This is a genomic window from Bacillus cereus group sp. MG1 (genome assembly GCF_040460035.1).
In the GTDB taxonomy this organism is placed as follows: domain Bacteria; phylum Bacillota; class Bacilli; order Bacillales; family Bacillaceae_G; genus Bacillus_A; species Bacillus_A cereus.
In genome coordinates, this window is record NZ_JARVGY010000003.1 from 292,956 (window position 1) to 313,866 (window position 20,911).

Genomic DNA, 20,911 nt, shown 5'->3' on the forward strand with positions numbered 1-20,911 from the left:
AAAAACTTACACTATAAATGTATTATACCACTTATACCGCGGGGTTTAATCCTCTTGTTTTTCTTCACTGACCACTTTTTGACCACTTCGACCACTTTTCAGTACATTTCCTAGCATTTCAGTTACTTCAATTTGACGTTCTTCATAAACATCCGTATAAATATTTAAAGTTGTAGAAACATTTGTATGACCAAGTAATTTTGAAACAACCTTTGCATTTGCGCCAGAATCGATTAAAATAGTTGTAAACGTTCTTCGGATATCGTGGAATCTAATATACGGTACGTCAATTGCTTCGCACAAAGCATGCATCTGGTAGCGTATCGTATATGGATGCACGATTTTTTTATTTCTTGTACAAATTAATAAATCGAAAGAATTCTCTTTCTTATGACTTCGATATTCTAACAACTCTTCCATTAATTCTTCTGTCATGGGGATTATGCGATTAGATGCTTCGGTTTTTGTCTCCCCTAATTCGTATTTACCATCTACAAGTGTTAAAGTTCTTTGTACATGAATAGTCTTGTTTTCGAAATTAATATCATCCCACTGTAGAGCCAATACTTCGCCAATCCGCATGCCTGTATGCAACGCTAAAACAAACGCAATATAATAGCTTCCTTTTATTTTTGCATACTCCATAAACTTCATGGCTTGTTCAACTGTCCAACTAGCTTGCGACTTCTTTTTAACTTTAGGCCGTTTAGCTTTCTTAGCAGGATTAGAGTTAATCATTTCTAGTTCTACGCCTTTATCGAGGATTTGTTTTAACATAACATCAACAGATGAAATGTATTTCGTAGTTAGACCCTCTTTAAGTAGCTTCTGGTGAAAATTATGAACAGTCAATGGTTTTATATCTGATAATCTCTTTTCACCAAATTCAGGCATAACACGTGAGCGTAGAATGCGTTTGTATTGATACAATGTTGATGGTCTACATGATGATTCTTTCTCTTGCATCCAGATTTCTACGAGCTGAGAAAAGCGAATATCACTATTCTCGTAATCCCCATTTGCTAAATCATTTGTAACTTTAGCCACTTCTTCTTGAGCAGCTTTCTTTGTTTTAAAACCACCTTTAGTGATTTGTTTCCGTTTACCTGTGATAGGGTCTTTGCCGACATCCATGGTAAAAGACCACTTCTCACCACGTTTACGAAAGTATGCCATGATTGTAGAGTAGGAAGCGAGCGCCTTGTCATATTGCTATGATAGGTTTCTCAAAACCCCTCACCGAACCGTACGTACTCCTCTCAGAGTATACGGCTCTCCATCAATTGCTTGTCAAAGTTATTTTTTTCTGTTTTTCGCTATAAGTTCTACTCTCATATCATAGTGAATTTCATTATGGCAATCCTCACATACGGCTAATGTTTTGCGTCTACGGGCAATCATTAATTTTTGCCATTTGGCTTTGCCTTTCTCAACATCTTTCATTTTTCGGACATGGTGCATTACTAAGTTAGAATCGGTTTTACCACAATGTTCACATTTGTTGGCTGACAACCTATCCATAAGACTAGTTGTTGACATATGAACTCTTGAGGCTAACAAGTTGTCGATGTTATTTTCTTGTGTTTTCATCTTAGTTATATCAACCGTTCTAAATCCTTCCCTGTAGAAAGAATGAGAGTGTTGTTTGCCTTTTTTATCTTTGTAATTGACTATGAATACACCGTTTTTGCAATATTTCCCCTTAATTTTTCCGATTGAGCTTTTATATTTATTGGCGAATGTTTTATACATGCTGTATTCTAGAACGTAACTGAATTTTTGGAGTACCGTTGAATTAACTGCATATTTGTAGTAGTTGTACATCCCTCTGATCTGTAATACATAATTATGTAGTATTTCCAAATCATCTAGGTGTGCCATTTCCGGTCTATGCTTTGGTTTCCAAGTTTCTTTCCCATTCACATACTTCATTTCTAAAACATTCAGGGCAAGTAATTTATTTCGCCATGTTTCATGGGGGATTTCAAGTCTTACTTTTAGATTGTGATGTCTTCTTTTTGCACCTTTCACCGAGTATTTGGTAAATAACTCGTTTCTAGTGATATTGACGTTGTACCCAAGAAATGTTGCTTTCTTGCTAGAGTGGGTGATAAGTGTTTTTTCTTCTGATAAAGTTAATTTTAATTCTTCATTGAGAAATTGAGCTATATCAGATTTAATGGCTTTGGCATCATCTTTACTGCCGATTATCATTACAATAAAGTCATCAGCATATCTAACATATTTTAGTGACTTAAATTTATCCGACATTGGATTGTAGTAGGGACGTTGTCCCCTTTCCTTAACCCATTCGTTGACTTGCTCGATTAATTCCTGAGCTTCATTGTGTTTACCTTGTTCTCTTAGTAAGTCTGCTTTCTTACGCCCTCTTTTTATTTTGAGGTGTAAGTATTGATATCTTTTATCAACTTCTCTGTCTTTTGGTTGACCTTTTCCGAACTTTTCAGCGTATTTTTCCATGTATATATCTAGTTCGTTTAGATATATGTTGGCAAGAAGAGGACTGAGAATCCCTCCTTGTGGTGTTCCACTGAATGTTTTGTGGAATTGCCAATCCTCCATGTACCCAGCTCTTAGGAACTTCCATATTAATCCGATGAGTGTTTCGTCATTGATACGTTTTCTTAGTAGGTTAATTAGGATATGGTGGTCGATATTGTCAAAGAAACCTTGAATATCACCTTCAATAAACCATTTAGTTCCATTACCACTCTTTTTAATTTGTTTCAAAGCTGTATGACAACCCCTATTTTTCCTGAATCCATGTGAGTTCTCAGAGAAGTTTGGTTCATAAATTGCTTCTAAGATATACTTTATTACTAATTGGACAAGTTTATCGTCAAATGTCGGTACCCCAAGAGGACGTTTTTTCTTACTCCCTTTTTTATCAATATATAGTTTTCTTTAATAGTATTCTTCGACAAGGTGTTCAATACATAAACTGGATTTCTCATCAGCATCTCGCTTCCTTCCTGTTTATTATCATCATGAACTAATTGACTACCTTCCTTCGCCATCCTGATTTCACAACCATGACCTAACGTAATTTGTCATACGTTAGTGTGATAGGCTTTCCCTATCTCTGACTACTACGAAGGCTCCGTTACCATATGGAATATTCAAGAGCCACATTTCTTGGTTTTTACCTTGAAATCATCCTCTATAGCCATAAATGGCGCTTCCACTTAGGTAATCCCCATTTAGTACCTTGTAAATAGTTTGTAGTAATGTCGGTTGGGACTTTCAATCTTTACTAATGTACTTTAGTTGGTTCTCTAGTGTGAAACACACCTCTCTCCACAAAAAATAGATGAGCTGAACTAGAGACATATCGTTTCAATGTCTATTTCGATATGGTCGTCGATAAGACCCCTTGATTTATCCTTCACGCAGTTTAGCATTCAACCTTGTTTACCACGGTACACCTAGAAATTCAGTCGCACTCATGACATTAGAGTGACTTATCCCGTTGCAGCCATGCTACACTCCCCGCTCACTTTCGATTACGGATAAGGCTACCGGTGTCGGGTTGTTATCTTGTTTCACTTCACCCGCTGATTTACTAAATCAGAGTTTACAAGGCCCTTATGGGCGCACTTTCACCTCGTCATAATCGTTTTCTAGATACAAGCTGTGATATGTGGTAGTGGTATAAGAAATGATAGCATGTAAGCCTAATTTCTGTAAAAGGAAATTTACAGATATAGAACAAGTGAGCTACAATATTTATATACAAAAAGAAAGGGGGATAAAAAATGGGAGAATTCACAAAAGAACCTGGTGGGCATAAAGTTACTGACCCTGGTGTAGGTTGGCACAATGAACCAGGTGGCGGTGGCTGGAAATGCAACGAAGACCCCGGGACGGGTTGGAAGACAATTACTGGTCCAAGTATAGGTGTGTAAGAAAAGGGGGATTACGAAATGAAAAAGTACATAAAAGAACCTGGTGGTTCAAAGATGATTCCTGATCCAGGTACAGGAATGGGGATTTTCGATCCAGGACCTGGTGGCGGGTATACAATTGATCTAGGTGGAGTATGGCGAAAAGAACCAGGAGGTTTAAGAAAATGAGAAAAGATTACTTTGACCCAGGCGGCTTAGGAGTAAGTCAATTGAAATATGACCCGAATCCAGGTGGAGGGTACGTAAAAGACCCAGGCACAGGAATATAAAAAAGAGAGCTAAGCGCTCTCTTTTTTTGTTGATAAAAATTTGTTAATTTTTACCGTTGCGATTGGAAATGTTTTCTACTACAATCGACTCATAATAGCTCGTTATGATTTTTCAGGAACTTTGCATATAAAACGAGTTGTTTACAGAATTGCTCTCGTTGAGATTCATCCAGGCCTGCGAAAACCGTTTGAATCTCATTGAGAGCATTTGCTATATTTTTCTCGTTTAGTGTAGTTGTTCTGCCCATTAAAGCATCAACAGATACACCTAGATATGATGCAATACGATCCAAAGTGTCGAGATCAGGCTGATTATAGTTGATTTCTAAATTGCCAACCTGGCTACGACTTAATTGCACTTTTTCACCGAACTCGGATTGAGTAAGGGAACGACTTGCTCTAAATTTTTTTAAATTTTCTCCAAATGTATTCATAGTTTTAGTATAAATACATGAGAATTTTTAGACTATATATGTCATGAATTTTGTCCGTATAATAATAAATATCACACTAATTGACAATTCTATTGAGAAATTGTAGAACAAATGTTCTTTTGGTGGTAAAATATTCTTAATGAAAAAATAGACTTTTTGAAAAAAACTTTCTCAACATGATTTGACCATAATAGGAACGAACATTCTAAATCTTATGATAAACTTAATTTAATGAAAAAAGGAATAAAAAAGACCCACGGTGTTATAGATGTAAGGCCGCACATCTATAACATTTCACCCTAGCATAGATAGGGAAAAGTTTCCATGAGTCATTACATAGTATATCACACTTCGTAAGCGTAAAAAGAATTATGGTTCATTTTCCTATTGAGAAATAAGGGATGTGTTTTGGGTTCTGATTTAGGAGGGAATTTTATAATGAAGAGCTTTATCAAGAACTTACAAGAACATATCAATTATGTTAAGTTGGACGTTGGTGCATTAGCTAAAAAAGCAGATATTGATAGGACTAATCTTAATAGGGTATTAAATGGGAAAATTAAAGAAATGAAGTTAGAGTCATTCTTATTAATGGCTCCCGACTTGTATCCAAACTGGACGGAGCGTAGAAAGAAAATTAGAGAATTTATATTGGCTTGTGAGAGTGATCTAAACGTAAAAAAGGGACTGTCCTATTGTCAAACAATTGGTGAGTATCAATTAATGAAAAAGTTAATTAAAAAACATATTAACAATGATAAGAAAGAGAAAATAAACAAGTATCTACATTTGTATGATTTATATAATCAAAGAAATTTGAGCAAATTAGAAGGAGAAGGATTACAACGGAAATTAGATGAATTATCCCATTCTAAAAATGTTGACTATCAAATAATAGTAGACATGTTACATGGATTTGCGCTATATGATAGTAGTAATTTCATGGCTATGGTCCCGTATTCTAAAAAGATTGATCAAAATTTACCACTCGTAGAAAACGCATTTATAAAAAAACATTTGGACTTACAACATGATGATCGAAAAGCTCATATTAACTTGTTTAGCAATAAAATAAAAGAATGCAGGGACATTTGTAATAGTATAATAAGATCCGCTCCGGAAGATTCGGTTATAAAGGCTAAAGCGTTGAGTTGCTTAGGGGAGTCTTTTATATTTGAAAATCCTTTTCAGGCGGAAACGTACTTTTTGGAAAGTCTAAAGTTAATAAAAAAATTAGGCATTACTACTTATAGTAAAATGTATCGATCAGTTCATAGCACATTAGCTTTTTTACGAATTGAGTATGGAATAAATGTAGATAAAATAGATTGGGATTTCGTAGGAGAAGCGGAAAAAGCTTTCTTTGATGCTAAATTTGGTTCAGGAGTTAAAGCTAGATCTTATTTTGAAAAATTAAAAAAACAAGGAAAAAATTTATCCGCATTTAAATTATATTATTTATTTTTTGTAGATAGAAATGATATAATGATTCTCAAAGAAGCTTTAGAAAAATTCGCTAATAATGGGAATGTATTCTATTCAAATTTGGTGACACGTCTTTTAATTAAAGAGGGAGTGAAATAGGTTGAAAAAAATTATTTTTACAATGGTATGTGTTTTGGGATTACTAGGAGCGGTTGAACAAAATAAAGATACTTCACAAGCACATTCAAGTAAATTAGAAACTACATATCTAATGGTTGATCCAGGAACTCATTAGAAATTTATAAATTATTTTTCAAGACGCTACTACTAAGTAGCGTCTTGAGTGCTTTTTAAGGGGTATGCATTTTTGAGAAACGTTACAAAAATGCACAGTTTGTTAAAAGAATCACATATTAATTGGGATGGAGGAGTTCGTATTGTTACTAAGTGGCGAAGAAAAAATAAAATCAATGATTAAATATTTATTAGGGGATAAAGTCTCAGAAAATGATACTCTTCATGCTTTGAAAGAAATACATAAACAAGGATTCATTACTGACAATGAATTAAGCGAAGTTATGCAGCGAATGGAACCAAAAAAAGGACTAGCCTCATGCTAATCCTTTTTTTCTTGTTTTAACATTCTTTGGATAGCTACTTCTAAAAGCGCTTTGACGCTTTCAATTTCTTCAGGAGACAGCTTTCTTCCATCCCAATGCAATTCATCACTTTCAAATATTTCTTTTATATTATTGCTGCTTTTAATGGAATTATCGCTTTTCCCGAATAAGTAATCAATGGGAACATTGAAGAAATCAGCTAATTTTTCAATGTTCTCGCGTGAGGGGATTTTTGTCCCTTTTTCATATTTGGAAATAGTTTGCTTGCTGACACCAATATTTTCACCTATTTTTTCTTGTGTTAGTTTTCGTTCTTTTCTTAAGTCGAATATTCTCTCCCCTATGATATTCATCTATAACATCCTTTCGTGCTACTTATAAAAAGTATCTAGTTTAAATGTAACAACGAGTAGCCCTAATGGCAACGTAAAAATAAAAAATAAATTTTTAAAAATAAAAAGTTGCCTTAAGGGCTACTTTTGGTTATACTAAGTTTAGAAGTTGAAGGTGGTGACTTAAAATGCTAAATACACAACGAATTAAATCTCTAAGACAAAAAAATGGTTATTCTTTAGAATACGTTTCAAAGGCTTTAGGTCTGAAATTTAAACGTTCTTATCATAACGTTGAAAAAGGAGAATCAGGATTATCGGTAGAGAAATTAAAAAAACTTTCGGAACTTTATGGTGTATCGATTAGTGATCTAATAAAGTGAGAGAGATTTTTTTTATAATCTAGGTCGCCCTTAGGGTTACTGTTGAGGGCGACGTTATAAGATAGTATATCCATATTTGAACTTAAAAAATGATTGGAGTGAAAAAACATGTACCAAATTAAACAACTACCATTTTCACTGAAAGCGGAGGATGTACAGGAATTCTTAAATATTTCTCGATCAGCCGCATACGCACTTATGAAGAGAAAGGACTTCCCAACAATCGTAATTGGAAAAAGCAAACGTGTTAAAGCGGAAGATTTTCTTAAATGGGTAGAAGCACAAAAGGTGGGAACAAATGCTAGTTAAAACAGAATTTCAGGTGTTTAACAAAATTATCGTTTGATAAATAAGGAGGTGATTTGGTGGAAGATACAACATCGTTAGTAGTATTCGCAATGTTTATCGCATGCAGTGTATTGTTGCTTTACATTACTTACGAACCGATAAAACGATGGGCTTGGAGTGATGTGAAACAAAATAAAAAGACCCATAGCAGTGGGTCCTTTAGTAAAAACAAGTTGTTATAAGTATACCACGGAAAGTAGGGGAATAGTACATGAATTTAATCGAATATCAAGTGCTATTACCTAATAAGTTCTGGGACTTAGCAGAGAACAAGAATGAATTAAACAAGATGATTGAACAGTATTTCAAAGTTGGTTATCCGCATTATGAATTTCAACGAATTATAAAAAGTGGACAAGCACATATTGCGGTTTGCATAAGGAGGTAAGGACTATGTCTGAAGTAAACGTAAAATGGATTAAACTTTCAACTACCATGTTTGAAGATGAAAAAATCCGAATTATTGAGAGCATGCCCGAAGCAGACACATTATTAATCATTTGGGTTAAGTTACTAGCTCAAGCAGGAAAGATAAATGCAAGTGGATACATCTTCCTAAATGAAAATATACCTTATACGGAAGATATGCTAGCAACTATTTTTAATAGGCCATTAAATACAGTTCGGATGGCACTAAGCACATTTCAAAAATTCGGGATGATTCATATTGATGAAAATCACTACATTAATGTTGTTAATTGGGGGAAACATCAGAGTTTAGATAAGTTAGAACAAATTAAAGAAAAAGATAGATTACGTAAACAAAAGCAAAGAGCAAAACAAAAACAATTAAAATTGGGTATGTCACAGGACAGTCACGGGACAAGTCACGATGGTGTCACGGACATAGATAAAGATTTAGATAAAGATTTAGATAAAGATTTAAAAGAAAAACATAGTCCTGAAATCATCCAGGACAACACTCAACCTATTCCATATCAAGAAATTGTTGATTATCTCAACATAAAAGCAAAAACCAATTATAAACATACATCTAAAAAAACACAGGATCTAATCAAAGCAAGGTGGAAAGAAGGGTTCAAATTATCTCATTTCCAACAAGTAATTGATACCAAAACTTCACAATGGATCGGCAACACAGAAATGTGTGGATACTTGAGACCAATCACATTATTTGGAACTAAATTTGAAAGTTATTTAAATGAAAAGCCAAGTAAGGAATCTCAACAACAATACGGTAATCACATAGATATCCCAGGTTTCAAGGGGAATATGCCATTTTAACGAGGTGAACAGAAGTGCAAAAAATGCAGAAATCATTTGAAAAGATAGCAGCATTAGAATTTGCAGATGAATATTGCGAAAATCATACATTTAGCAAAGGCGGACAAGTAACTGTAAAGCCTGTAAGAATGATGATTGATAAAAATGATGGTTCGCTTTATTGCCCAAGATGCAAAGTGGAACAACAGGATTCAATCCTATTTCAGCAAGCAAACAATTACTACAAGAAGATCAATAGAGAACGGCAGAAGAATCTTCTTTTTAAACATAGTGTTATCGAAAATCAGTCAATTACAGAATCAAGGCTAGAATCATATGAAACGGATTGCCCGGAAACTAAAGCAAATAAGAAAAAAGCTCTAGCGATTTTAGAGCGTATCAAAAAAGGTGAAACCTTAAATGTTTATATTGCAGGGATTCAAGGTGTAGGGAAAAGCCATTTGGCTTATGCAATGTTATATGAACTAGTAAGACATTTTTGGACAATCTCTGATGGTGAAGCTCTTAATGATGAATACGCATTTAAGAAAATGAAAAGTTGTTTATTTGTAGAGATAGAAAAATTAATTCGTTTAATACAAGACTCATTTCGGAATAAAGAGTCGAAGTACACGATGGATTACTGTATTAGTTTGATGGTTGAAGCCGATTTTCTAGTTATTGATGATTTAGGGGCTGAAAGTGGTTCTATGAATAGAAACGGAGAAGCAAGCGATTTTGTCCATAAAATACTTTATGGTGTTGCTAATGGAAGGCAAGGAGCAAACAAAACAACGATTACTACATCAAATTTATCAAGTAAGCAGCTATTTCAAAAGTATGATCCGAAATTAGCGAGTAGGTTGTTAAATGGAGTATCAAAAGATGAAACAATCGTGTTTAAAACAACAACAGATAAAAGAATTTTAAATTTAGATATTGGTTTCTAAGGAGGAATAAGCATGTGTGTATTATGTCATGATACAGGAATTATTCGTAAAGAAACTTATCCAGGTGTGATTGAAACAAAAGGTTGTAATTGTGAAGTGGCAATACAGCAGCAGGAAGAAAACGATAAGCGTTGGCAAGCATGGTTAATCAAATTTGAATCAATGAAACAAGAGTTGCAACGGAATCAACAGCAAAAAGTAAGTTAATTAGGGGGAGCGAGTTATGAAAAATACAGGTGTTACAAGAAAAGTGGACGAGCTAGGTCGTGTAGTAATTCCAGTAGAGTTACGCAGAACTTTGGGTATTGCTGAAGGGACAGCATTAGACTTTCATGTTGATGGGGAAAATGTCGTTTTAAGAAAACAAGAAAAGTCATGCTTTGTAACTGGTAAAGTATCTGATTCCAACATCGAATTGTTAGGTGGCCGAATGTTTTTGAGTAAGGAAGGGGCACTTGAGTTACTCAACTCTCTTGAAAAGAGTGTGAAGGAACATGCCTAAACAATTGAATATTTTCGATGTAGAGCCAGCAATTTGTGAGTTTGATGTAATGAAGGCAAATGTGAAAAGAGGTACTGGACGCACTACATACGCTGATGTACGCGTCCAAATTCCAAGAAATGCAAAGAGTACGGATGAATTACCACGCACAACTAAACAAGATGATCGTTATGACATCTTTGAACAATATGCAATGGCGATTTGGAGATTTCAACGCGCTGTAGATAAGTTTTTTAGTTGGGATACAGCGGAAGAGCTATGTAAGGCAGCAAGGGATAAAAAAGAAATAATTCCGGTACGGGTTTACTTAGGAAGTGGATTTAAACCTGATGTTGTCGAGTACATGCGATAGTAAAAGGGAGAGGGACATATGAAAAAAATAGAAATTGATGTTAGCAGCAACAAACTTTTAATAGTGAAGGACGGAAATGTTACAGCAGTCAATCCACCAATGAGCGGATTCGGTGAGCAAGTTGCAGTTTGGGTAAACGGTAAAGTTGATCGTGTGGATACTAAGTTTACTGAAAAGATAAAATAATCATTTTTAGAAAGTAGGTTCGCTTATGAGTGTAGCAAGAAATCATGAAGTGATGAAGGAATCACGTTTAAAAATATACATCGCTTTAGAAGAAGCTAACTTCATTTGGGATGAAAGAGATGTAGTACGTTTTCGTGAAATGTGGAGTCAAGGTATGAGCTTACCGAAGATGGCCAAAGCGTTAAGGAGACACCAAGCGGAAGTTGCGCTTCTTGTAATAGATCAAGCGGATAAGTATTTAATTGAAAATCGTCCGATAGGATTAGGGATTTGCTAAATAGGAAGGGGAAATCAAAATGAAAGCAATGAAAAACAGCGTTATGGAAGTAACTAAATTAATCAGTAAATCAAAGGAAGGACAAGCCTTTATGAGCAACAATCAAATTTGTGAATTAGATCAATATCAAGAAGCGGCATTACGTACATGGAATACAAATCAGGATTTTGGTGGACGTGTTTTAAATGCAGCATTAGGGCTTTCGGGAGAATCTGGTGAGGTTGCTGATATTGTAAAAAAAGCTATTTTTCATGGTCATGGATTTGATCCAGCTCATTGTCCAGGAGAAGAAGAAGGGAATACGCATAAAATCGCTTTAGAGCTGGGAGATATCTTGTACTACATTTCGATCATGTCTCACGAAATGGGATATACCTTAGAAGATATCGCTCAAATGAATATCGAAAAATTAGCTAAAAGATATCCAGATGGTTTTAGTAGAGAAGCAAGTCAAGCACGTATAGATTTGAAGTGAAGTTTGTAATGAAAAGAGCCATGAGTTGTGAAGGCTCATGGCTCATTGTATAAGGGTAAAGTCGTAATGACTTTATAAATAAATAATATCATGATTATTCAAAAAAATGCAATAAAAGTAAATTAAATGGTATAAAATTTGAATTTTGTACAAAAACGGAGGGGAATAGAATGGTGAGAAGTTTAGATTGGGGCGGATTGAAAAGTAATTGGGAAGCTTTTAAAGAGTTCGTTCAAAGAGAAGGAAAAGGCACTAGCATATTAACGGAGTACTATTTTGTATTCAGAGAAGACGACTGCGGTGATGAAGCGTACATTTTTACAACGCATTCTGACTTAGATGATTGGCTATCGGAAATGTTTTGGCAATGGGAGCGTTATGATACTAGAAATGTTGAAGAATCGATGGATGATGTGTTTGTTTGGAAGTTAATTTCTGAAAGTGATTTTAAGCGTTTAGACACGCTATATAAGGGAGCAAGAAAAACATCGATTGAAATCAATGGAGAAAGATACTATAGAAAGTTAATAAAAGTATCTGTAGAGCCGACAGTTGTTGTTTCAACTAATTTTTATTAAAAGCGTTATTTGAGAGAAAAGGAGATGAATACATTGGCCCAACACTGTTTAAATTGTGGGAATAAGTTAGAGACGGTTAATTATGTTGAAACTTGCACTAAATATATTTGTTCTACGTGTAATGTACACTGGTTTCAATCTAGAAGAGTAGTTGTAGAGTGGACTAAACAAAAGATTAAAGCAGACAATACAAAATAGTTATTTGAATTAGTTTTATTAATAAAAAGAGCACACTTGTATATGTGCTCTCAATAAGGTAGATGAATGTCTCATGAAACAGAAAAATCCCAAAAGTTGTAATCAGATTTTCATGAGTAAATTTTTAATATTGTATTCCTTATGTGAATTTATGGAGCCTGTCATTAAAGAAACGATACGAGTTGGAGTTTTAACCCAAACGATATTTCATAATAAGCGAAAAGGAGCACACATATAAGCATGCTCTTTAATAAGAAAGGTAGATCTCTATGAGCGCAGAGACTACATACAATATCCATATGTTTGTTTCTTTTAAATGTGAAGAAAAAATCAACAAAAGGTCAATGTAAACTCAATAAAAATTCAACAAAAACGCTATTTTATTAGAAAAGGATGTGCGGTTTGAAATCTGAAGAAATTAAACAGCTTATTACTGATTTAGAACGTAGAAAATCAGGTTTAAAACGGATCCAAAATGGCTTTTCGAGAATTCATAGTGAAGAATATCGTGACGGTGTGAATAATCAAATAGGAATTTTGGACCAGGTACTTATGAAGTTGAATTGGATTATGAGGAAAGAAAGTAATTAATATAAAAACTTCATTTTAATAGAAAAGGGGAATGGAAAATGAATAAAGTTGAATTTAATCAAAATAGTTTTGGTCAGCAATTAATAATAACTGGTTTAGCGAGATTAGTTGAAGAAGAGGGACTAACACCACATGAATCATTTGAAATTTTAAGGCTAATTCAAAACAATACATTCCATGCGTTAGCTGATTTACATAAAGAATATAAATCTAAAAACTAAACAAAAATTTCATTTTGTTGAAAAAGTTCATAAGAAAAAGCACCTTCGAACAGTGCTCTTTCCCGAAGTGAATTTATGCTTTTGAAGAAATACGGCATTCTCAAAATAATATATGCACTTTTGTAATGAAAGTTGTTTGTACAAAAAAGAGCAGCTAGCAAAAGCTAACTGCTCTCCAGAAAAGCATTAAGAAGGAAGTTCAGAACTCAAGTGTATTTATAGTATGGACAAGGTCTATGGATTTATTCAAGGGGGAAATAGATATGTGTACTTATTGGGAAAGCGCAGTTAAAGAATTCTTTAAGAGGCAAGAGCAGGAAAGAAATAAAAGAGCAACTAGCAAAAGCTAATTGCTCCATTCATGGGGTCTCCTACATATATGTGTAGGCTGATTATAGTATTTGTAAAATCTAAATTTTTATTCAGGAATAAATAAAAGAGCAGCTAGCAAAAGCTAACTGCTCCAATCAGGGATGTAATTCTAGATATATATATATTATTGACGGGATGTTGAGTTTTATGCAGGGGGTAGAAAGAAATGAAATATCATGAGTTATTTAATACATTAAAACCGAAGCAAGTAGCAAAAAGAGAATTTCAAGAAGAGTTTTCATGTAACGATAGAATCATAGCTATTTTCTTCGATGGGGAACATTATGGTTATTTAACAGACGAGTTAGATATTGAATATGGCGTTATTGTATGCAATAGCATGGTACATGATTCTGAATGGGAATTAACCGAAGAATACAACGAACATTTAGAATGTGTTTTTGAATAAAATAATCCTTTGAAAATAAAAAGAAAAAAGCAACTTGTATTGGGGACAAGTCACTTTTTTCGAATGGCAATGTTACATTTATTATAACAGGACAGATGTAGCAGCTAAACGAATAAAAAACACAAACTTTAGACAAAATTCGAGATTACAAATGAATACAGTCCGGCTAGAAAACTAGAGGACGCCAATTCACTAAAACAGCAAGTATAACTGTTTTAGGAATAGGTGTCCTTTTTATTTTGAAAAGGGAGATGGGGAAATGAAGGTGTTAAGAGATCAGCTACGCGAGTGGAAAAAGCAAACAAAACAAACTAAGAAGAAAAATAAGAAAAAACAAATAGAGAAATTAAGTACTCGTGACATTGAAGAATTAATGGGAATTCGCGGACCACGTTATGAACGAAGACGTGGAGCATTAAGACAAAAATAATAACAATGGAGGAATTTAATATGAATAAACAATTAACATTTAAAATGCCTGTTTTAGATGAAGAAGAGACAAAAAATGAAGTTGAAAAAGTATTTGAGGAGTATCGTATGTATTTATCTCAAATGCCAAGTGACATTTTACCTAAAGTAACCGCATCGTATTCAATTGTTCCTCCATCTGTAACGAATGAGTTTAATAGTTCTACTGAAAACATAGCAATTGAAAGAATACAATATGAGATGGCTAGAGATAAATTTATGAATTGGGTTCATAGAGCTGTTAACAGGCTGCCAAAAAGAGAAAGACAAATAATTCATATGTATTATATGGAGGAAGAAAAGGGTTACGATCCAGACATAATGGATGAAGTGAAGTTAGGTAGAACCACGTATTATAAAGTGAAAGGCAAAGCTTTATTACGTTTAGCTTTTAGTTTGCGAAAAGAAGTATTTAAACAAAAGGCGCAAAATGAAGAGGTAGAAGTAGTATGAACATTGTACAACCGATTCGCGATAAAGAAATAATACAAGAGATAAAAGAGTTTTATAAGAAACAGAATGAGAGGAACTACATTTTGTTTCTTCTTGGTATTAATACAGGGTTCAGAATATCGGATATATTACGTTTACGTGTTCGTGATGTAGAGGGATGGAATATTGTAATCCGTGAAAAGAAAACGAAGAAAATTAAAGACGTGAAGATGCCTTCAGAATTGAAGAGAGCTATCAGAAATTATACAGAAGGAAAGCCGAAGAACGAATATTTGATTAAGAGCAGGAATGGAAAGAATAAACCGATTACTCGTGCTATGGCTTATGTAATATTAAATCAAGCAGCAGAAGAGTTTGGGTTAGAACGTATAGGAACTCATTCACTCAGAAAAACATATGGGTATCATCATTACAAACAATTTAAGGATGTAGTTGCTTTGCAAAAGATGTTAAATCATACAGATCAGAAAGAAACATTGAGATACATTGGAATGGAGCAAGATACATTAAATGATTATCAAAGGAAGTTTAGAATCTAGCTCCTTTATTTTTTTAACACTTATTGAATTAGCTTTAAACTGAAAGTGTCAAATTCATTTTTATAAAATGCGAAAGAGATTGGTATATCTAAGGTTAAACGGAATAGGTGAATTTAACACAATCCAGGTTATAGCTAATTCATTTTCTAAGATTAAAGAACATATTTATTCAAAACTATGCGGAAAGAGGCTGAAAAACGATGTGAAAAAATACATAAATCAAAAACGCGAACTATTCGTGAACTATCTGCGGACTATTTGCGAACGATTTGCGGACACGTTTTGGTTTTTAACATGATATATTTGTATTGTGAGAAGTGGCGGAAAACACAACTCACTATGTTGTTTCTAAATTTCTAAACGGCTTCATAATGACGGCACATAAAATCCGAAACCAGCAGATGGTACTGATTGAATGTCACCGTTAATAAGGAGAGCTTTTGCTCTTCTTCCAGTTACCTAATAATGTTCGCGCAGATGTGTGTAGCAACATTAGGTAATTGGAAAAAGAATAAAACTTCACGTACCACAATCTAAATATAAATTAATAATTGAGAGAAAAGCATCCATTTGGGTGCTTTTTATTTTGGAGGGGGATGAAATATGGATGAACAGGAATTAACACAGAAAAAGAAAGGTAGTATTTATCTTAGACCGAGATATCCTCATAAGATTGATGCGAGTAAAATCAAATCGTTAGAAGACGTAATTAAGATTTTGGGATTGATGGATATTCGTTTAGATGATAAAGCAGTTCAAGGACTGGAACATTTGATTATGGAGGAGGATAAGTGATGAAATTTAAAACAATGATTGAATGTATGGATGAAAATTGCAAAACGGTTATTCTTGCAAAGCATACCGATGGATTAAGTTGTGTTAGATGTGGAGGCCCAACAAGACCAATGAAATTTGCGCCACTAGAAAAGCAGGAAGAGAAATTAGGAACGATAGAACAAACAATTATCAATAATAAAAAGAAAGAGATTTATAAAGAACTTGAACAGCTTTCTTATTTAATAAGAAACAAGACGCATGACATTAAGTTGATGGCAGGAATGTTCCTTTGTGATGGTCAGAGTATGGTAGAAGATTTTCTGATTGATGTTATAACAACAAATAAACTTCCTTCGGATATTGTTTTGTCGAAGGAAACGGAACAGTATCTATTAACAAAAGGCATTGAAGAGTTACTGAAGAAACCTCAAGAAGTAGATGCGGAAAAGTTAGCTAAAGGAATTCATGAAACGATGCTTGAGAGAGTGAATGTAAATGCAAATAGACTTTAATAAACTGGAAAAAACAATAATCATCGGCATAATCCTTCGCGCTCTTCGTAGTAAAAAGAAGATAAAACAGTATGTTGGATTAGAGCGATTGCCAGATGTAATCAAAGTGTTAGACGAATTACAAGAGAGCGCGACATTTGAAGAGAAAGAAGAAGCTATAGCAAGTGTAATCAATAAGTTGTTGGATGATCTGTTAGGGAAAGATAAGGGGTGAGGATAGATGTGTTATGTTTCTAGATGCTGTTTAGCTTGTGACTATCAAATTAAAACATATCAAGCACGAGAAGATGAATATCAAGAAGTAACTGTTTGCCCGAAATGTAACGGTGCTTTTGTAGATGTGTTTAAGTTAGGAAAGTACCTGAAACTTAGTGGAAGAACGAAATGTAATGGTAAGCCATTAACAGAGAATCAAATAGACATGCTGCAATTCATGATCAATAACTATTACAAGAAGAACATGAACATCTGCTCGTGTGATGTTGAACGAGTGCTTATACAGAAAGATAAGGGGTGAGTAAGTGAAGGATTTATTAGGAATATGGATTGCTCAAGTTAGGTGGGCTAAGAGATATTATAAAAATGGATTGCTCTCATACTTTCTACATAAATTCGGCATCATTAAAAGTCCAACACTTTCTTTAATTGTAGTTTATACATTCAAAGAAGATATATTTTTTTGGAGGAAGTTAAAGAAGAGGTGAAGAGATGAAAGGTGTAATTGTTTGTAGTGTAACATTAAGAGAAGTATTTGAGGTAATCCATGAGGCTTTTACTATTATGAGTGAACAGGCCAAAGAATTTAATGATCTAATCAAAGAAGCTTTAGTGTATGAAGAAGAACTGGAATATAAAGAACGTATTAGTTTTCCTTATACTGTTGTGGTAAAGGTTCTGAAGTCTCAAGTGTTAGATCGTAAGCCTAGATGCATAAGAGCAAGGACGGTGTGTTAACGATGGACTATATTAAGCTCATAAGAGAAGGTAAGCTTATGAAGTTCTATAAGTCTAAAGAATGGAGAGCACTAAGACTCAAGGCTTTACAGCGTGATAATCATGAGTGTCAGATGTGTAAGTCGAAAGGTAAATACAAACCTGCTGAGAATGTGCATCATCTTAAAGAAGTGAAGACACATCCACATTTAGCAATGGATTTAGATAACCTACAATGCTTATGTATTCGATGTCACAATGAAGTGCATGATCGATTAGATAAGGTTGATAAGAAGGTACCTAAGTTCATGAATGAGGAACGGTGGTAGCTATGATTATTGTTGATGGTAGTTGGACATTTGATACTGACATGATGATTCAATACGCTGAGAAGGACGAGCGTACGTCATATGAACGCGATATGCTTAATCAGTTCCGAAAGTATTCTTACTGGCGTTACTGCCAAATAAGAGACTGTGTGAACTCAAGAAAGTGTAAACGACTTAAACTTACTGTTGTTAGAGAAAGATTACAAGAAGAAGAGAATTTAATATTTACGACAGACATCCTAAAGATTTCTAGCGAAGAAGTCTTTTTTATTTTGGATTTTATTGAAGCTTACTTTGAATTGGTTTCTTAAACACCCCCCGGTCAAAAAGTTTGGCTTTTAGTAGGAGGACCGATCAACGGGGGGAGGTGGTGAGAAAATATATTTTTTATTTTTTTAAGTAAAGGGGGGGTATAGTTGCGAAAACTCTCTAAAAAGATGCAAGTTAAACAAGATTTATTACAACAATTGGAAAATGAAGAAATGGACAGTGCGGTGTACATTGATTTGGTCGATAAATACATGGCATTGTGGGATGCATCAAAAGCATTGGAAAGAGAATGGAAGAAAGAACGTATGGTTACATGGGATAACGGTGGAGGGCAAAAAGGAATTAAACCTAATCCAGCCGGAAAGGAATACCGGGAAACTATTCGTAGTATGACAGAGTTAATTAAAAAGATGAATTTGCAAAATCCAAATACAGGTGATGACGATGACGAATTATAAGTATCACCCCTATATTGATAACTATATAAATATGGTCGAAAGCGGCCGGGTGAAGTCATCGAAAGAAGTCAAACTATTAATGGGACTTCTAAAGAAGAAACTCAGCCAAAACAACATCGTTATCAATCATGATGAAATTACAAAAGCAAAAGAATTTATTGAAAGGTATTTTCCGTTTGAATTATTACCACATCAAGATTTTATTTTGGCTTGCTGTGTAGGTTTGTTTTATGATGACGGAACGCTTGTGTTTAATGAGTTTTTAATTTTGATGGGCCGTGGTGCTGGGAAAAATGGATTCATTGCAGCGCTTGCTTTCTACTTAGTTAGCAAACAAGGGATTCGAGGATATAACGTTGATATTGTAGCTACTTCAAAAGAGCAAGCTTTAACGTCGTTTATGGATGTTCATGATGTATTAGAAGAGTACAAAAAGAGAATGAAGAAATTCTTTAAATGGACGTTAGAAAAAATAGTATACAAGAAAACAAAATCGAAAATTAAATATTATACGAACAACGCTAAGACAAAAGATGGTTTACGTCCTGGGGTTGTTATTTTTGATGAAATTCATGCCTACGAAAGTTATGACAACATCAAAGTATTTACATCAGCATTAGGGAAGGTACAACATCCACGCCGTTTTTATTTAACTACAGATGGAGATGTGCGTGGCGGTGTACTCGATGATTTTAAAGATGTGGCTAGGCAAGTATTGAATGAGGAACTCCCTAATTCACGCATGTTTCCGTTTCTCTGTAAATTAGATGATGAAAGTGAAGTGGATGATTTTGAAATGTGGGAGAAGGCAAACCCTTCATTACCTTATTTTCCTCATTTGAAGCAAGAGATGGAAACAGAATATGAGAACATGCAAACGAGACCTTCCGCACGGATTGAATTCATGACAAAACGTATGAATTTACCACAAGAAGAAACGATGTTCTCTGTAGCAAGTTGGGAGCAAATAAAAGCTACTGATCAAGAGTTTCCATTGGAGGAATTAAAAGGACAGACTTGTGTAGGTGGTATTGATTTCTCGGATATTAATGATTTTGTTGGTGTAGGTTTGTTATTTAAATATAAAGGGAAAAGGTACTGGAAACATCATACTTTTATTAATCGTCAAGCATTAAAGAATAAAAACTTTAAAATTGATATTCAAGTAGCGATAGATGAAGGGCTTGTAACGATTATCGATGATGTCATTAATAAACCAGAGCATATTCTAGGATGGTTTATTAAACAAGCGAAAATATACAATATAAAATCAATCGCTTCAGACTTATATAGGATTAATTATATTAAACAAATCTTTGAAGAAGCAGGTTTTCATCTTGAGATAGCTCGTAGTGGAAAGGTAACACATACCAAGCTACAACCTGTAGTGGAAGAAATGTTTGCAACGGAGAGCATTGTATACGGTGCAGATCGTATGATGCGTTGGTACACCAATAATGTGTATGTAGATAAAGATTCAAAAGGAAATATTAGTTATGAAAAAATCGAACCTTATTTACGTAAAACGGATGGATTTATGGCGTTAATACATGCCCTAACTCTAGATGGAATGTTAAAAGAAGGAATCCCTATTACAAAAGAGACAATTAAGAAAATGTTTAGAGTATTCGGTGGTTAAAAGGAGGTGTGAAATGGGGGTAATTGATTGGTTTAAAGGGTTTTTGAGTGGTAAAAATTTTAGAACTGTAGATGGTTGTGATTATGAATTAAAAGTAGATTATTTTTATAAGAAGTTAGCAGTGGAAAGTTGTATTGATTTGATTGCAAATGCACTTACAATGTGTGAAATACAAACGTTTGATAAGGGAAAAGAAATTCGTGGAGAAAATTACTATCTACTAAATGTTCAACCGAATCAAAATCAAAATGCTTCTGAATTTATGCATAGTCTTGTGCATCATTTAATCGATGATAATGAGTGTTTGGTTATTATGTCAAATGACCAATTGTATATTGCTGATGAATTTACGGTAGATCATTATGCATTTAAAGAAAATGAATACAAGAATGTTGTTATTGGTGATTTAAGTTTGAGGCGAGAATATAAAGAGTCTGAGGTTTTATATTTTAAATTAAATG

38 protein-coding genes are annotated in these 20,911 nt (G+C 34.1%); 34 read left to right on the forward strand and 4 right to left on the reverse strand.

What is annotated here, in order from left to right; all coding sequences use genetic code 11:
- Window positions 1-45: 45 nt before the first annotated feature.
- The gene (locus QCI79_RS31475) at window positions 46-1,176 is read right to left on the reverse strand and encodes a site-specific integrase (protein WP_000323192.1); all 1,131 of its coding nucleotides are present in this window, start codon (window positions 1,174-1,176) and stop codon (window positions 46-48) included.
- Window positions 1,177-1,296: 120 nt separating this feature from the next.
- Entirely contained in the window at window positions 1,297-2,913 is a 1,617-nt protein-coding gene (locus QCI79_RS31480; protein ID WP_353842269.1) for a reverse transcriptase domain-containing protein, read from the reverse strand.
- Between the two features lie 863 nt (window positions 2,914-3,776).
- On the opposite strand from QCI79_RS31480, the gene QCI79_RS31485 reads away from it, so the two are divergent.
- Window positions 3,777-3,926 (forward strand): hypothetical protein, encoded by a 150-nt coding sequence (locus QCI79_RS31485; protein ID WP_000503723.1) that lies wholly within the window; start codon window positions 3,777-3,779, stop codon window positions 3,924-3,926.
- An 18-nt stretch (window positions 3,927-3,944) separates the two neighbouring features.
- Window positions 3,945-4,094: a hypothetical protein gene (locus QCI79_RS31490; RefSeq protein WP_021727889.1), complete on the forward strand. Its 150-nt coding sequence runs from the start codon at window positions 3,945-3,947 to the stop codon at window positions 4,092-4,094.
- Window positions 4,095-4,284: 190 nt separating this feature from the next.
- Here the strand turns inward: QCI79_RS31490 and QCI79_RS31495 are convergent, their stop codons facing one another.
- A complete protein-coding gene (locus tag QCI79_RS31495; protein WP_021727891.1) occupies window positions 4,285-4,629 on the reverse strand; it encodes a helix-turn-helix domain-containing protein in 345 nt (114 codons plus the stop codon).
- Between the two features lie 438 nt (window positions 4,630-5,067).
- Between QCI79_RS31495 and QCI79_RS31500 the strand changes: the two genes are divergently transcribed.
- The 3 genes from QCI79_RS31500 to QCI79_RS31510 all read left to right on the forward strand — a co-directional run bounded on the left by QCI79_RS31500 (window position 5,068) and on the right by QCI79_RS31510 (window position 6,674).
- Window positions 5,068-6,213 carry an AimR family lysis-lysogeny pheromone receptor gene (locus QCI79_RS31500; protein WP_021727892.1) on the forward strand — a complete coding sequence of 382 codons (1,146 nt, stop codon included), beginning with the start codon at window positions 5,068-5,070 and terminating at the stop codon, window positions 6,211-6,213.
- 1 nt (window position 6,214) lies between these two features.
- The gene (locus tag QCI79_RS31505; RefSeq protein WP_023901278.1) at window positions 6,215-6,349 is read left to right on the forward strand and encodes a hypothetical protein; all 135 of its coding nucleotides are present in this window, start codon (window positions 6,215-6,217) and stop codon (window positions 6,347-6,349) included.
- A gap of 142 nt (window positions 6,350-6,491) precedes the next feature.
- On the forward strand, window positions 6,492-6,674 hold the full coding sequence (locus QCI79_RS31510; protein ID WP_021727893.1) for a hypothetical protein: 183 nt from the start codon (window positions 6,492-6,494) through the stop codon (window positions 6,672-6,674).
- On the opposite strand, the gene QCI79_RS31515 is transcribed toward QCI79_RS31510, so the two are convergent.
- Entirely contained in the window at window positions 6,671-7,027 is a 357-nt protein-coding gene (locus QCI79_RS31515) for a helix-turn-helix domain-containing protein (protein ID WP_016125848.1), read from the reverse strand. The genes QCI79_RS31510 and QCI79_RS31515 overlap by 4 nt on opposite strands.
- A gap of 167 nt (window positions 7,028-7,194) precedes the next feature.
- On the opposite strand from QCI79_RS31515, the gene QCI79_RS31520 reads away from it, so the two are divergent.
- The 29 genes from QCI79_RS31520 to QCI79_RS31660 form a co-directional block, all read left to right on the forward strand.
- Complete coding sequence (locus QCI79_RS31520) at window positions 7,195-7,389, forward strand: helix-turn-helix domain-containing protein (protein WP_000935436.1); 195 nt, start codon at window positions 7,195-7,197, stop codon at window positions 7,387-7,389.
- Window positions 7,390-7,497: 108 nt separating this feature from the next.
- The gene (locus tag QCI79_RS31525) at window positions 7,498-7,698 is read left to right on the forward strand and encodes a helix-turn-helix domain-containing protein (protein ID WP_000284333.1); all 201 of its coding nucleotides are present in this window, start codon (window positions 7,498-7,500) and stop codon (window positions 7,696-7,698) included.
- A 56-nt stretch (window positions 7,699-7,754) separates the two neighbouring features.
- On the forward strand, window positions 7,755-7,919 hold the full coding sequence (locus QCI79_RS31530; protein ID WP_021727894.1) for a hypothetical protein: 165 nt from the start codon (window positions 7,755-7,757) through the stop codon (window positions 7,917-7,919).
- Window positions 7,920-7,948: 29 nt separating this feature from the next.
- On the forward strand, window positions 7,949-8,125 hold the full coding sequence (locus QCI79_RS31535) for a hypothetical protein (RefSeq protein ID WP_021727895.1): 177 nt from the start codon (window positions 7,949-7,951) through the stop codon (window positions 8,123-8,125).
- Between the two features lie 5 nt (window positions 8,126-8,130).
- On the forward strand, window positions 8,131-8,982 hold the full coding sequence (locus tag QCI79_RS31540) for a phage replisome organizer N-terminal domain-containing protein (RefSeq protein ID WP_021727896.1): 852 nt from the start codon (window positions 8,131-8,133) through the stop codon (window positions 8,980-8,982).
- A gap of 14 nt (window positions 8,983-8,996) precedes the next feature.
- Window positions 8,997-9,911 carry an AAA family ATPase gene (locus QCI79_RS31545; RefSeq protein WP_021727897.1) on the forward strand — a complete coding sequence of 305 codons (915 nt, stop codon included), beginning with the start codon at window positions 8,997-8,999 and terminating at the stop codon, window positions 9,909-9,911.
- 12 nt (window positions 9,912-9,923) lie between these two features.
- Window positions 9,924-10,118, forward strand: a complete 195-nt coding sequence (locus tag QCI79_RS31550; protein WP_021727623.1) for a hypothetical protein — start codon at window positions 9,924-9,926, stop codon at window positions 10,116-10,118.
- A 16-nt stretch (window positions 10,119-10,134) separates the two neighbouring features.
- Window positions 10,135-10,413, forward strand: a complete 279-nt coding sequence (locus QCI79_RS31555) for an AbrB/MazE/SpoVT family DNA-binding domain-containing protein (RefSeq protein ID WP_042991630.1) — start codon at window positions 10,135-10,137, stop codon at window positions 10,411-10,413.
- On the forward strand, window positions 10,406-10,765 hold the full coding sequence (locus QCI79_RS31560) for a hypothetical protein (protein ID WP_023522897.1): 360 nt from the start codon (window positions 10,406-10,408) through the stop codon (window positions 10,763-10,765). The genes QCI79_RS31555 and QCI79_RS31560 overlap by 8 nt, the downstream gene beginning before the upstream one ends.
- 18 nt (window positions 10,766-10,783) lie before the next feature.
- Window positions 10,784-10,951, forward strand: a complete 168-nt coding sequence (locus QCI79_RS31565) for a DUF3954 domain-containing protein (RefSeq protein ID WP_000717826.1) — start codon at window positions 10,784-10,786, stop codon at window positions 10,949-10,951.
- A 25-nt stretch (window positions 10,952-10,976) separates the two neighbouring features.
- Entirely contained in the window at window positions 10,977-11,228 is a 252-nt protein-coding gene (locus QCI79_RS31570; protein WP_042991632.1) for a hypothetical protein, read from the forward strand.
- A gap of 19 nt (window positions 11,229-11,247) precedes the next feature.
- Complete coding sequence (locus QCI79_RS31575; protein ID WP_021728086.1) at window positions 11,248-11,703, forward strand: nucleoside triphosphate pyrophosphohydrolase family protein; 456 nt, start codon at window positions 11,248-11,250, stop codon at window positions 11,701-11,703.
- Between the two features lie 170 nt (window positions 11,704-11,873).
- Window positions 11,874-12,281 (forward strand): hypothetical protein, encoded by a 408-nt coding sequence (locus QCI79_RS31580; RefSeq protein WP_016090376.1) that lies wholly within the window; start codon window positions 11,874-11,876, stop codon window positions 12,279-12,281.
- Window positions 12,282-12,872: 591 nt separating this feature from the next.
- On the forward strand, window positions 12,873-13,070 hold the full coding sequence (locus tag QCI79_RS31585) for a hypothetical protein (RefSeq protein WP_021727602.1): 198 nt from the start codon (window positions 12,873-12,875) through the stop codon (window positions 13,068-13,070).
- A 38-nt stretch (window positions 13,071-13,108) separates the two neighbouring features.
- Window positions 13,109-13,291: a hypothetical protein gene (locus tag QCI79_RS31590; protein WP_021727601.1), complete on the forward strand. Its 183-nt coding sequence runs from the start codon at window positions 13,109-13,111 to the stop codon at window positions 13,289-13,291.
- Window positions 13,292-13,829: 538 nt separating this feature from the next.
- On the forward strand, window positions 13,830-14,072 hold the full coding sequence (locus QCI79_RS31595) for a hypothetical protein (protein ID WP_021727600.1): 243 nt from the start codon (window positions 13,830-13,832) through the stop codon (window positions 14,070-14,072).
- Between the two features lie 259 nt (window positions 14,073-14,331).
- On the forward strand, window positions 14,332-14,502 hold the full coding sequence (locus QCI79_RS31600) for a hypothetical protein (protein WP_021727599.1): 171 nt from the start codon (window positions 14,332-14,334) through the stop codon (window positions 14,500-14,502).
- A gap of 20 nt (window positions 14,503-14,522) precedes the next feature.
- Window positions 14,523-14,993: an ArpU family phage packaging/lysis transcriptional regulator gene (locus QCI79_RS31605; protein WP_021727598.1), complete on the forward strand. Its 471-nt coding sequence runs from the start codon at window positions 14,523-14,525 to the stop codon at window positions 14,991-14,993.
- Window positions 14,990-15,532: a tyrosine-type recombinase/integrase gene (locus QCI79_RS31610; protein ID WP_021727597.1), complete on the forward strand. Its 543-nt coding sequence runs from the start codon at window positions 14,990-14,992 to the stop codon at window positions 15,530-15,532. The genes QCI79_RS31605 and QCI79_RS31610 overlap by 4 nt, the downstream gene beginning before the upstream one ends.
- A gap of 603 nt (window positions 15,533-16,135) precedes the next feature.
- A complete protein-coding gene (locus tag QCI79_RS31615; protein WP_021727596.1) occupies window positions 16,136-16,327 on the forward strand; it encodes a hypothetical protein in 192 nt (63 codons plus the stop codon).
- Complete coding sequence (locus QCI79_RS31620; RefSeq protein WP_021727595.1) at window positions 16,327-16,821, forward strand: hypothetical protein; 495 nt, start codon at window positions 16,327-16,329, stop codon at window positions 16,819-16,821. The genes QCI79_RS31615 and QCI79_RS31620 overlap by 1 nt, the downstream gene beginning before the upstream one ends.
- Window positions 16,805-17,035, forward strand: a complete 231-nt coding sequence (locus QCI79_RS31625) for a hypothetical protein (RefSeq protein WP_021727594.1) — start codon at window positions 16,805-16,807, stop codon at window positions 17,033-17,035. Before QCI79_RS31620 ends, QCI79_RS31625 begins: the two co-directional genes overlap by 17 nt.
- Window positions 17,036-17,041: 6 nt before the next feature.
- Window positions 17,042-17,338, forward strand: a complete 297-nt coding sequence (locus QCI79_RS31630) for a hypothetical protein (protein WP_021727593.1) — start codon at window positions 17,042-17,044, stop codon at window positions 17,336-17,338.
- 191 nt (window positions 17,339-17,529) lie between these two features.
- Entirely contained in the window at window positions 17,530-17,775 is a 246-nt protein-coding gene (locus QCI79_RS31635; protein WP_021727591.1) for a hypothetical protein, read from the forward strand.
- A gap of 38 nt (window positions 17,776-17,813) precedes the next feature.
- Window positions 17,814-18,083, forward strand: coding sequence for an HNH endonuclease (locus tag QCI79_RS31640; protein WP_228220125.1), 270 nt, complete (start codon window positions 17,814-17,816; stop codon window positions 18,081-18,083).
- Between the two features lie 2 nt (window positions 18,084-18,085).
- Complete coding sequence (locus tag QCI79_RS31645) at window positions 18,086-18,394, forward strand: hypothetical protein (protein ID WP_021727589.1); 309 nt, start codon at window positions 18,086-18,088, stop codon at window positions 18,392-18,394.
- A 105-nt stretch (window positions 18,395-18,499) separates the two neighbouring features.
- Window positions 18,500-18,811 carry a hypothetical protein gene (locus QCI79_RS31650; RefSeq protein WP_021727588.1) on the forward strand — a complete coding sequence of 104 codons (312 nt, stop codon included), beginning with the start codon at window positions 18,500-18,502 and terminating at the stop codon, window positions 18,809-18,811.
- Window positions 18,798-20,450 carry a terminase TerL endonuclease subunit gene (locus tag QCI79_RS31655; RefSeq protein WP_021727587.1) on the forward strand — a complete coding sequence of 551 codons (1,653 nt, stop codon included), beginning with the start codon at window positions 18,798-18,800 and terminating at the stop codon, window positions 20,448-20,450. The genes QCI79_RS31650 and QCI79_RS31655 overlap by 14 nt, the downstream gene beginning before the upstream one ends.
- Before the next feature lie 13 nt (window positions 20,451-20,463).
- On the forward strand, window positions 20,464-20,911 hold a 448-nt coding region (locus tag QCI79_RS31660), incomplete at its 3' end, for a phage portal protein (protein WP_353842268.1).

Excerpts from the sequence above, each read along its gene's own strand:
- QCI79_RS31475 (WP_000323192.1), bottom strand. The coding sequence starts at position 1,176 with ATGGCATACTTTCGTAAACGTGGTGAGAAGTGGTCTTTTACCATGGAT.
- QCI79_RS31485 (WP_000503723.1), top strand. The coding sequence starts at position 3,777 with ATGGGAGAATTCACAAAAGAACCTGGTGGGCATAAAGTTACTGACCCT.
- QCI79_RS31490 (WP_021727889.1), top strand. The coding sequence starts at position 3,945 with ATGAAAAAGTACATAAAAGAACCTGGTGGTTCAAAGATGATTCCTGAT.
- QCI79_RS31495 (WP_021727891.1), bottom strand. The coding sequence starts at position 4,629 with ATGAATACATTTGGAGAAAATTTAAAAAAATTTAGAGCAAGTCGTTCC.
- QCI79_RS31500 (WP_021727892.1), top strand. The coding sequence starts at position 5,068 with ATGAAGAGCTTTATCAAGAACTTACAAGAACATATCAATTATGTTAAG.
- QCI79_RS31515 (WP_016125848.1), bottom strand. The coding sequence starts at position 7,027 with ATGAATATCATAGGGGAGAGAATATTCGACTTAAGAAAAGAACGAAAA.
- QCI79_RS31520 (WP_000935436.1), top strand. The coding sequence starts at position 7,195 with ATGCTAAATACACAACGAATTAAATCTCTAAGACAAAAAAATGGTTAT.
- QCI79_RS31525 (WP_000284333.1), top strand. The coding sequence starts at position 7,498 with ATGTACCAAATTAAACAACTACCATTTTCACTGAAAGCGGAGGATGTA.
- QCI79_RS31535 (WP_021727895.1), top strand. The coding sequence starts at position 7,949 with ATGAATTTAATCGAATATCAAGTGCTATTACCTAATAAGTTCTGGGAC.
- QCI79_RS31540 (WP_021727896.1), top strand. The coding sequence starts at position 8,131 with ATGTCTGAAGTAAACGTAAAATGGATTAAACTTTCAACTACCATGTTT.
- QCI79_RS31550 (WP_021727623.1), top strand. The coding sequence starts at position 9,924 with ATGTGTGTATTATGTCATGATACAGGAATTATTCGTAAAGAAACTTAT.
- QCI79_RS31555 (WP_042991630.1), top strand. The coding sequence starts at position 10,135 with ATGAAAAATACAGGTGTTACAAGAAAAGTGGACGAGCTAGGTCGTGTA.
- QCI79_RS31560 (WP_023522897.1), top strand. The coding sequence starts at position 10,406 with ATGCCTAAACAATTGAATATTTTCGATGTAGAGCCAGCAATTTGTGAG.
- QCI79_RS31565 (WP_000717826.1), top strand. The coding sequence starts at position 10,784 with ATGAAAAAAATAGAAATTGATGTTAGCAGCAACAAACTTTTAATAGTG.
- QCI79_RS31570 (WP_042991632.1), top strand. The coding sequence starts at position 10,977 with ATGAGTGTAGCAAGAAATCATGAAGTGATGAAGGAATCACGTTTAAAA.
- QCI79_RS31575 (WP_021728086.1), top strand. The coding sequence starts at position 11,248 with ATGAAAGCAATGAAAAACAGCGTTATGGAAGTAACTAAATTAATCAGT.
- QCI79_RS31580 (WP_016090376.1), top strand. The coding sequence starts at position 11,874 with ATGGTGAGAAGTTTAGATTGGGGCGGATTGAAAAGTAATTGGGAAGCT.
- QCI79_RS31585 (WP_021727602.1), top strand. The coding sequence starts at position 12,873 with ATGTGCGGTTTGAAATCTGAAGAAATTAAACAGCTTATTACTGATTTA.
- QCI79_RS31590 (WP_021727601.1), top strand. The coding sequence starts at position 13,109 with ATGAATAAAGTTGAATTTAATCAAAATAGTTTTGGTCAGCAATTAATA.
- QCI79_RS31595 (WP_021727600.1), top strand. The coding sequence starts at position 13,830 with ATGAAATATCATGAGTTATTTAATACATTAAAACCGAAGCAAGTAGCA.
- QCI79_RS31600 (WP_021727599.1), top strand. The coding sequence starts at position 14,332 with ATGAAGGTGTTAAGAGATCAGCTACGCGAGTGGAAAAAGCAAACAAAA.
- QCI79_RS31605 (WP_021727598.1), top strand. The coding sequence starts at position 14,523 with ATGAATAAACAATTAACATTTAAAATGCCTGTTTTAGATGAAGAAGAG.
- QCI79_RS31610 (WP_021727597.1), top strand. The coding sequence starts at position 14,990 with ATGAACATTGTACAACCGATTCGCGATAAAGAAATAATACAAGAGATA.
- QCI79_RS31615 (WP_021727596.1), top strand. The coding sequence starts at position 16,136 with ATGGATGAACAGGAATTAACACAGAAAAAGAAAGGTAGTATTTATCTT.
- QCI79_RS31620 (WP_021727595.1), top strand. The coding sequence starts at position 16,327 with ATGAAATTTAAAACAATGATTGAATGTATGGATGAAAATTGCAAAACG.
- QCI79_RS31625 (WP_021727594.1), top strand. The coding sequence starts at position 16,805 with ATGCAAATAGACTTTAATAAACTGGAAAAAACAATAATCATCGGCATA.
- QCI79_RS31630 (WP_021727593.1), top strand. The coding sequence starts at position 17,042 with ATGTGTTATGTTTCTAGATGCTGTTTAGCTTGTGACTATCAAATTAAA.
- QCI79_RS31635 (WP_021727591.1), top strand. The coding sequence starts at position 17,530 with ATGAAAGGTGTAATTGTTTGTAGTGTAACATTAAGAGAAGTATTTGAG.
- QCI79_RS31640 (WP_228220125.1), top strand. The coding sequence starts at position 17,814 with ATGAAGTTCTATAAGTCTAAAGAATGGAGAGCACTAAGACTCAAGGCT.
- QCI79_RS31645 (WP_021727589.1), top strand. The coding sequence starts at position 18,086 with ATGATTATTGTTGATGGTAGTTGGACATTTGATACTGACATGATGATT.
- QCI79_RS31655 (WP_021727587.1), top strand. The coding sequence starts at position 18,798 with ATGACGAATTATAAGTATCACCCCTATATTGATAACTATATAAATATG.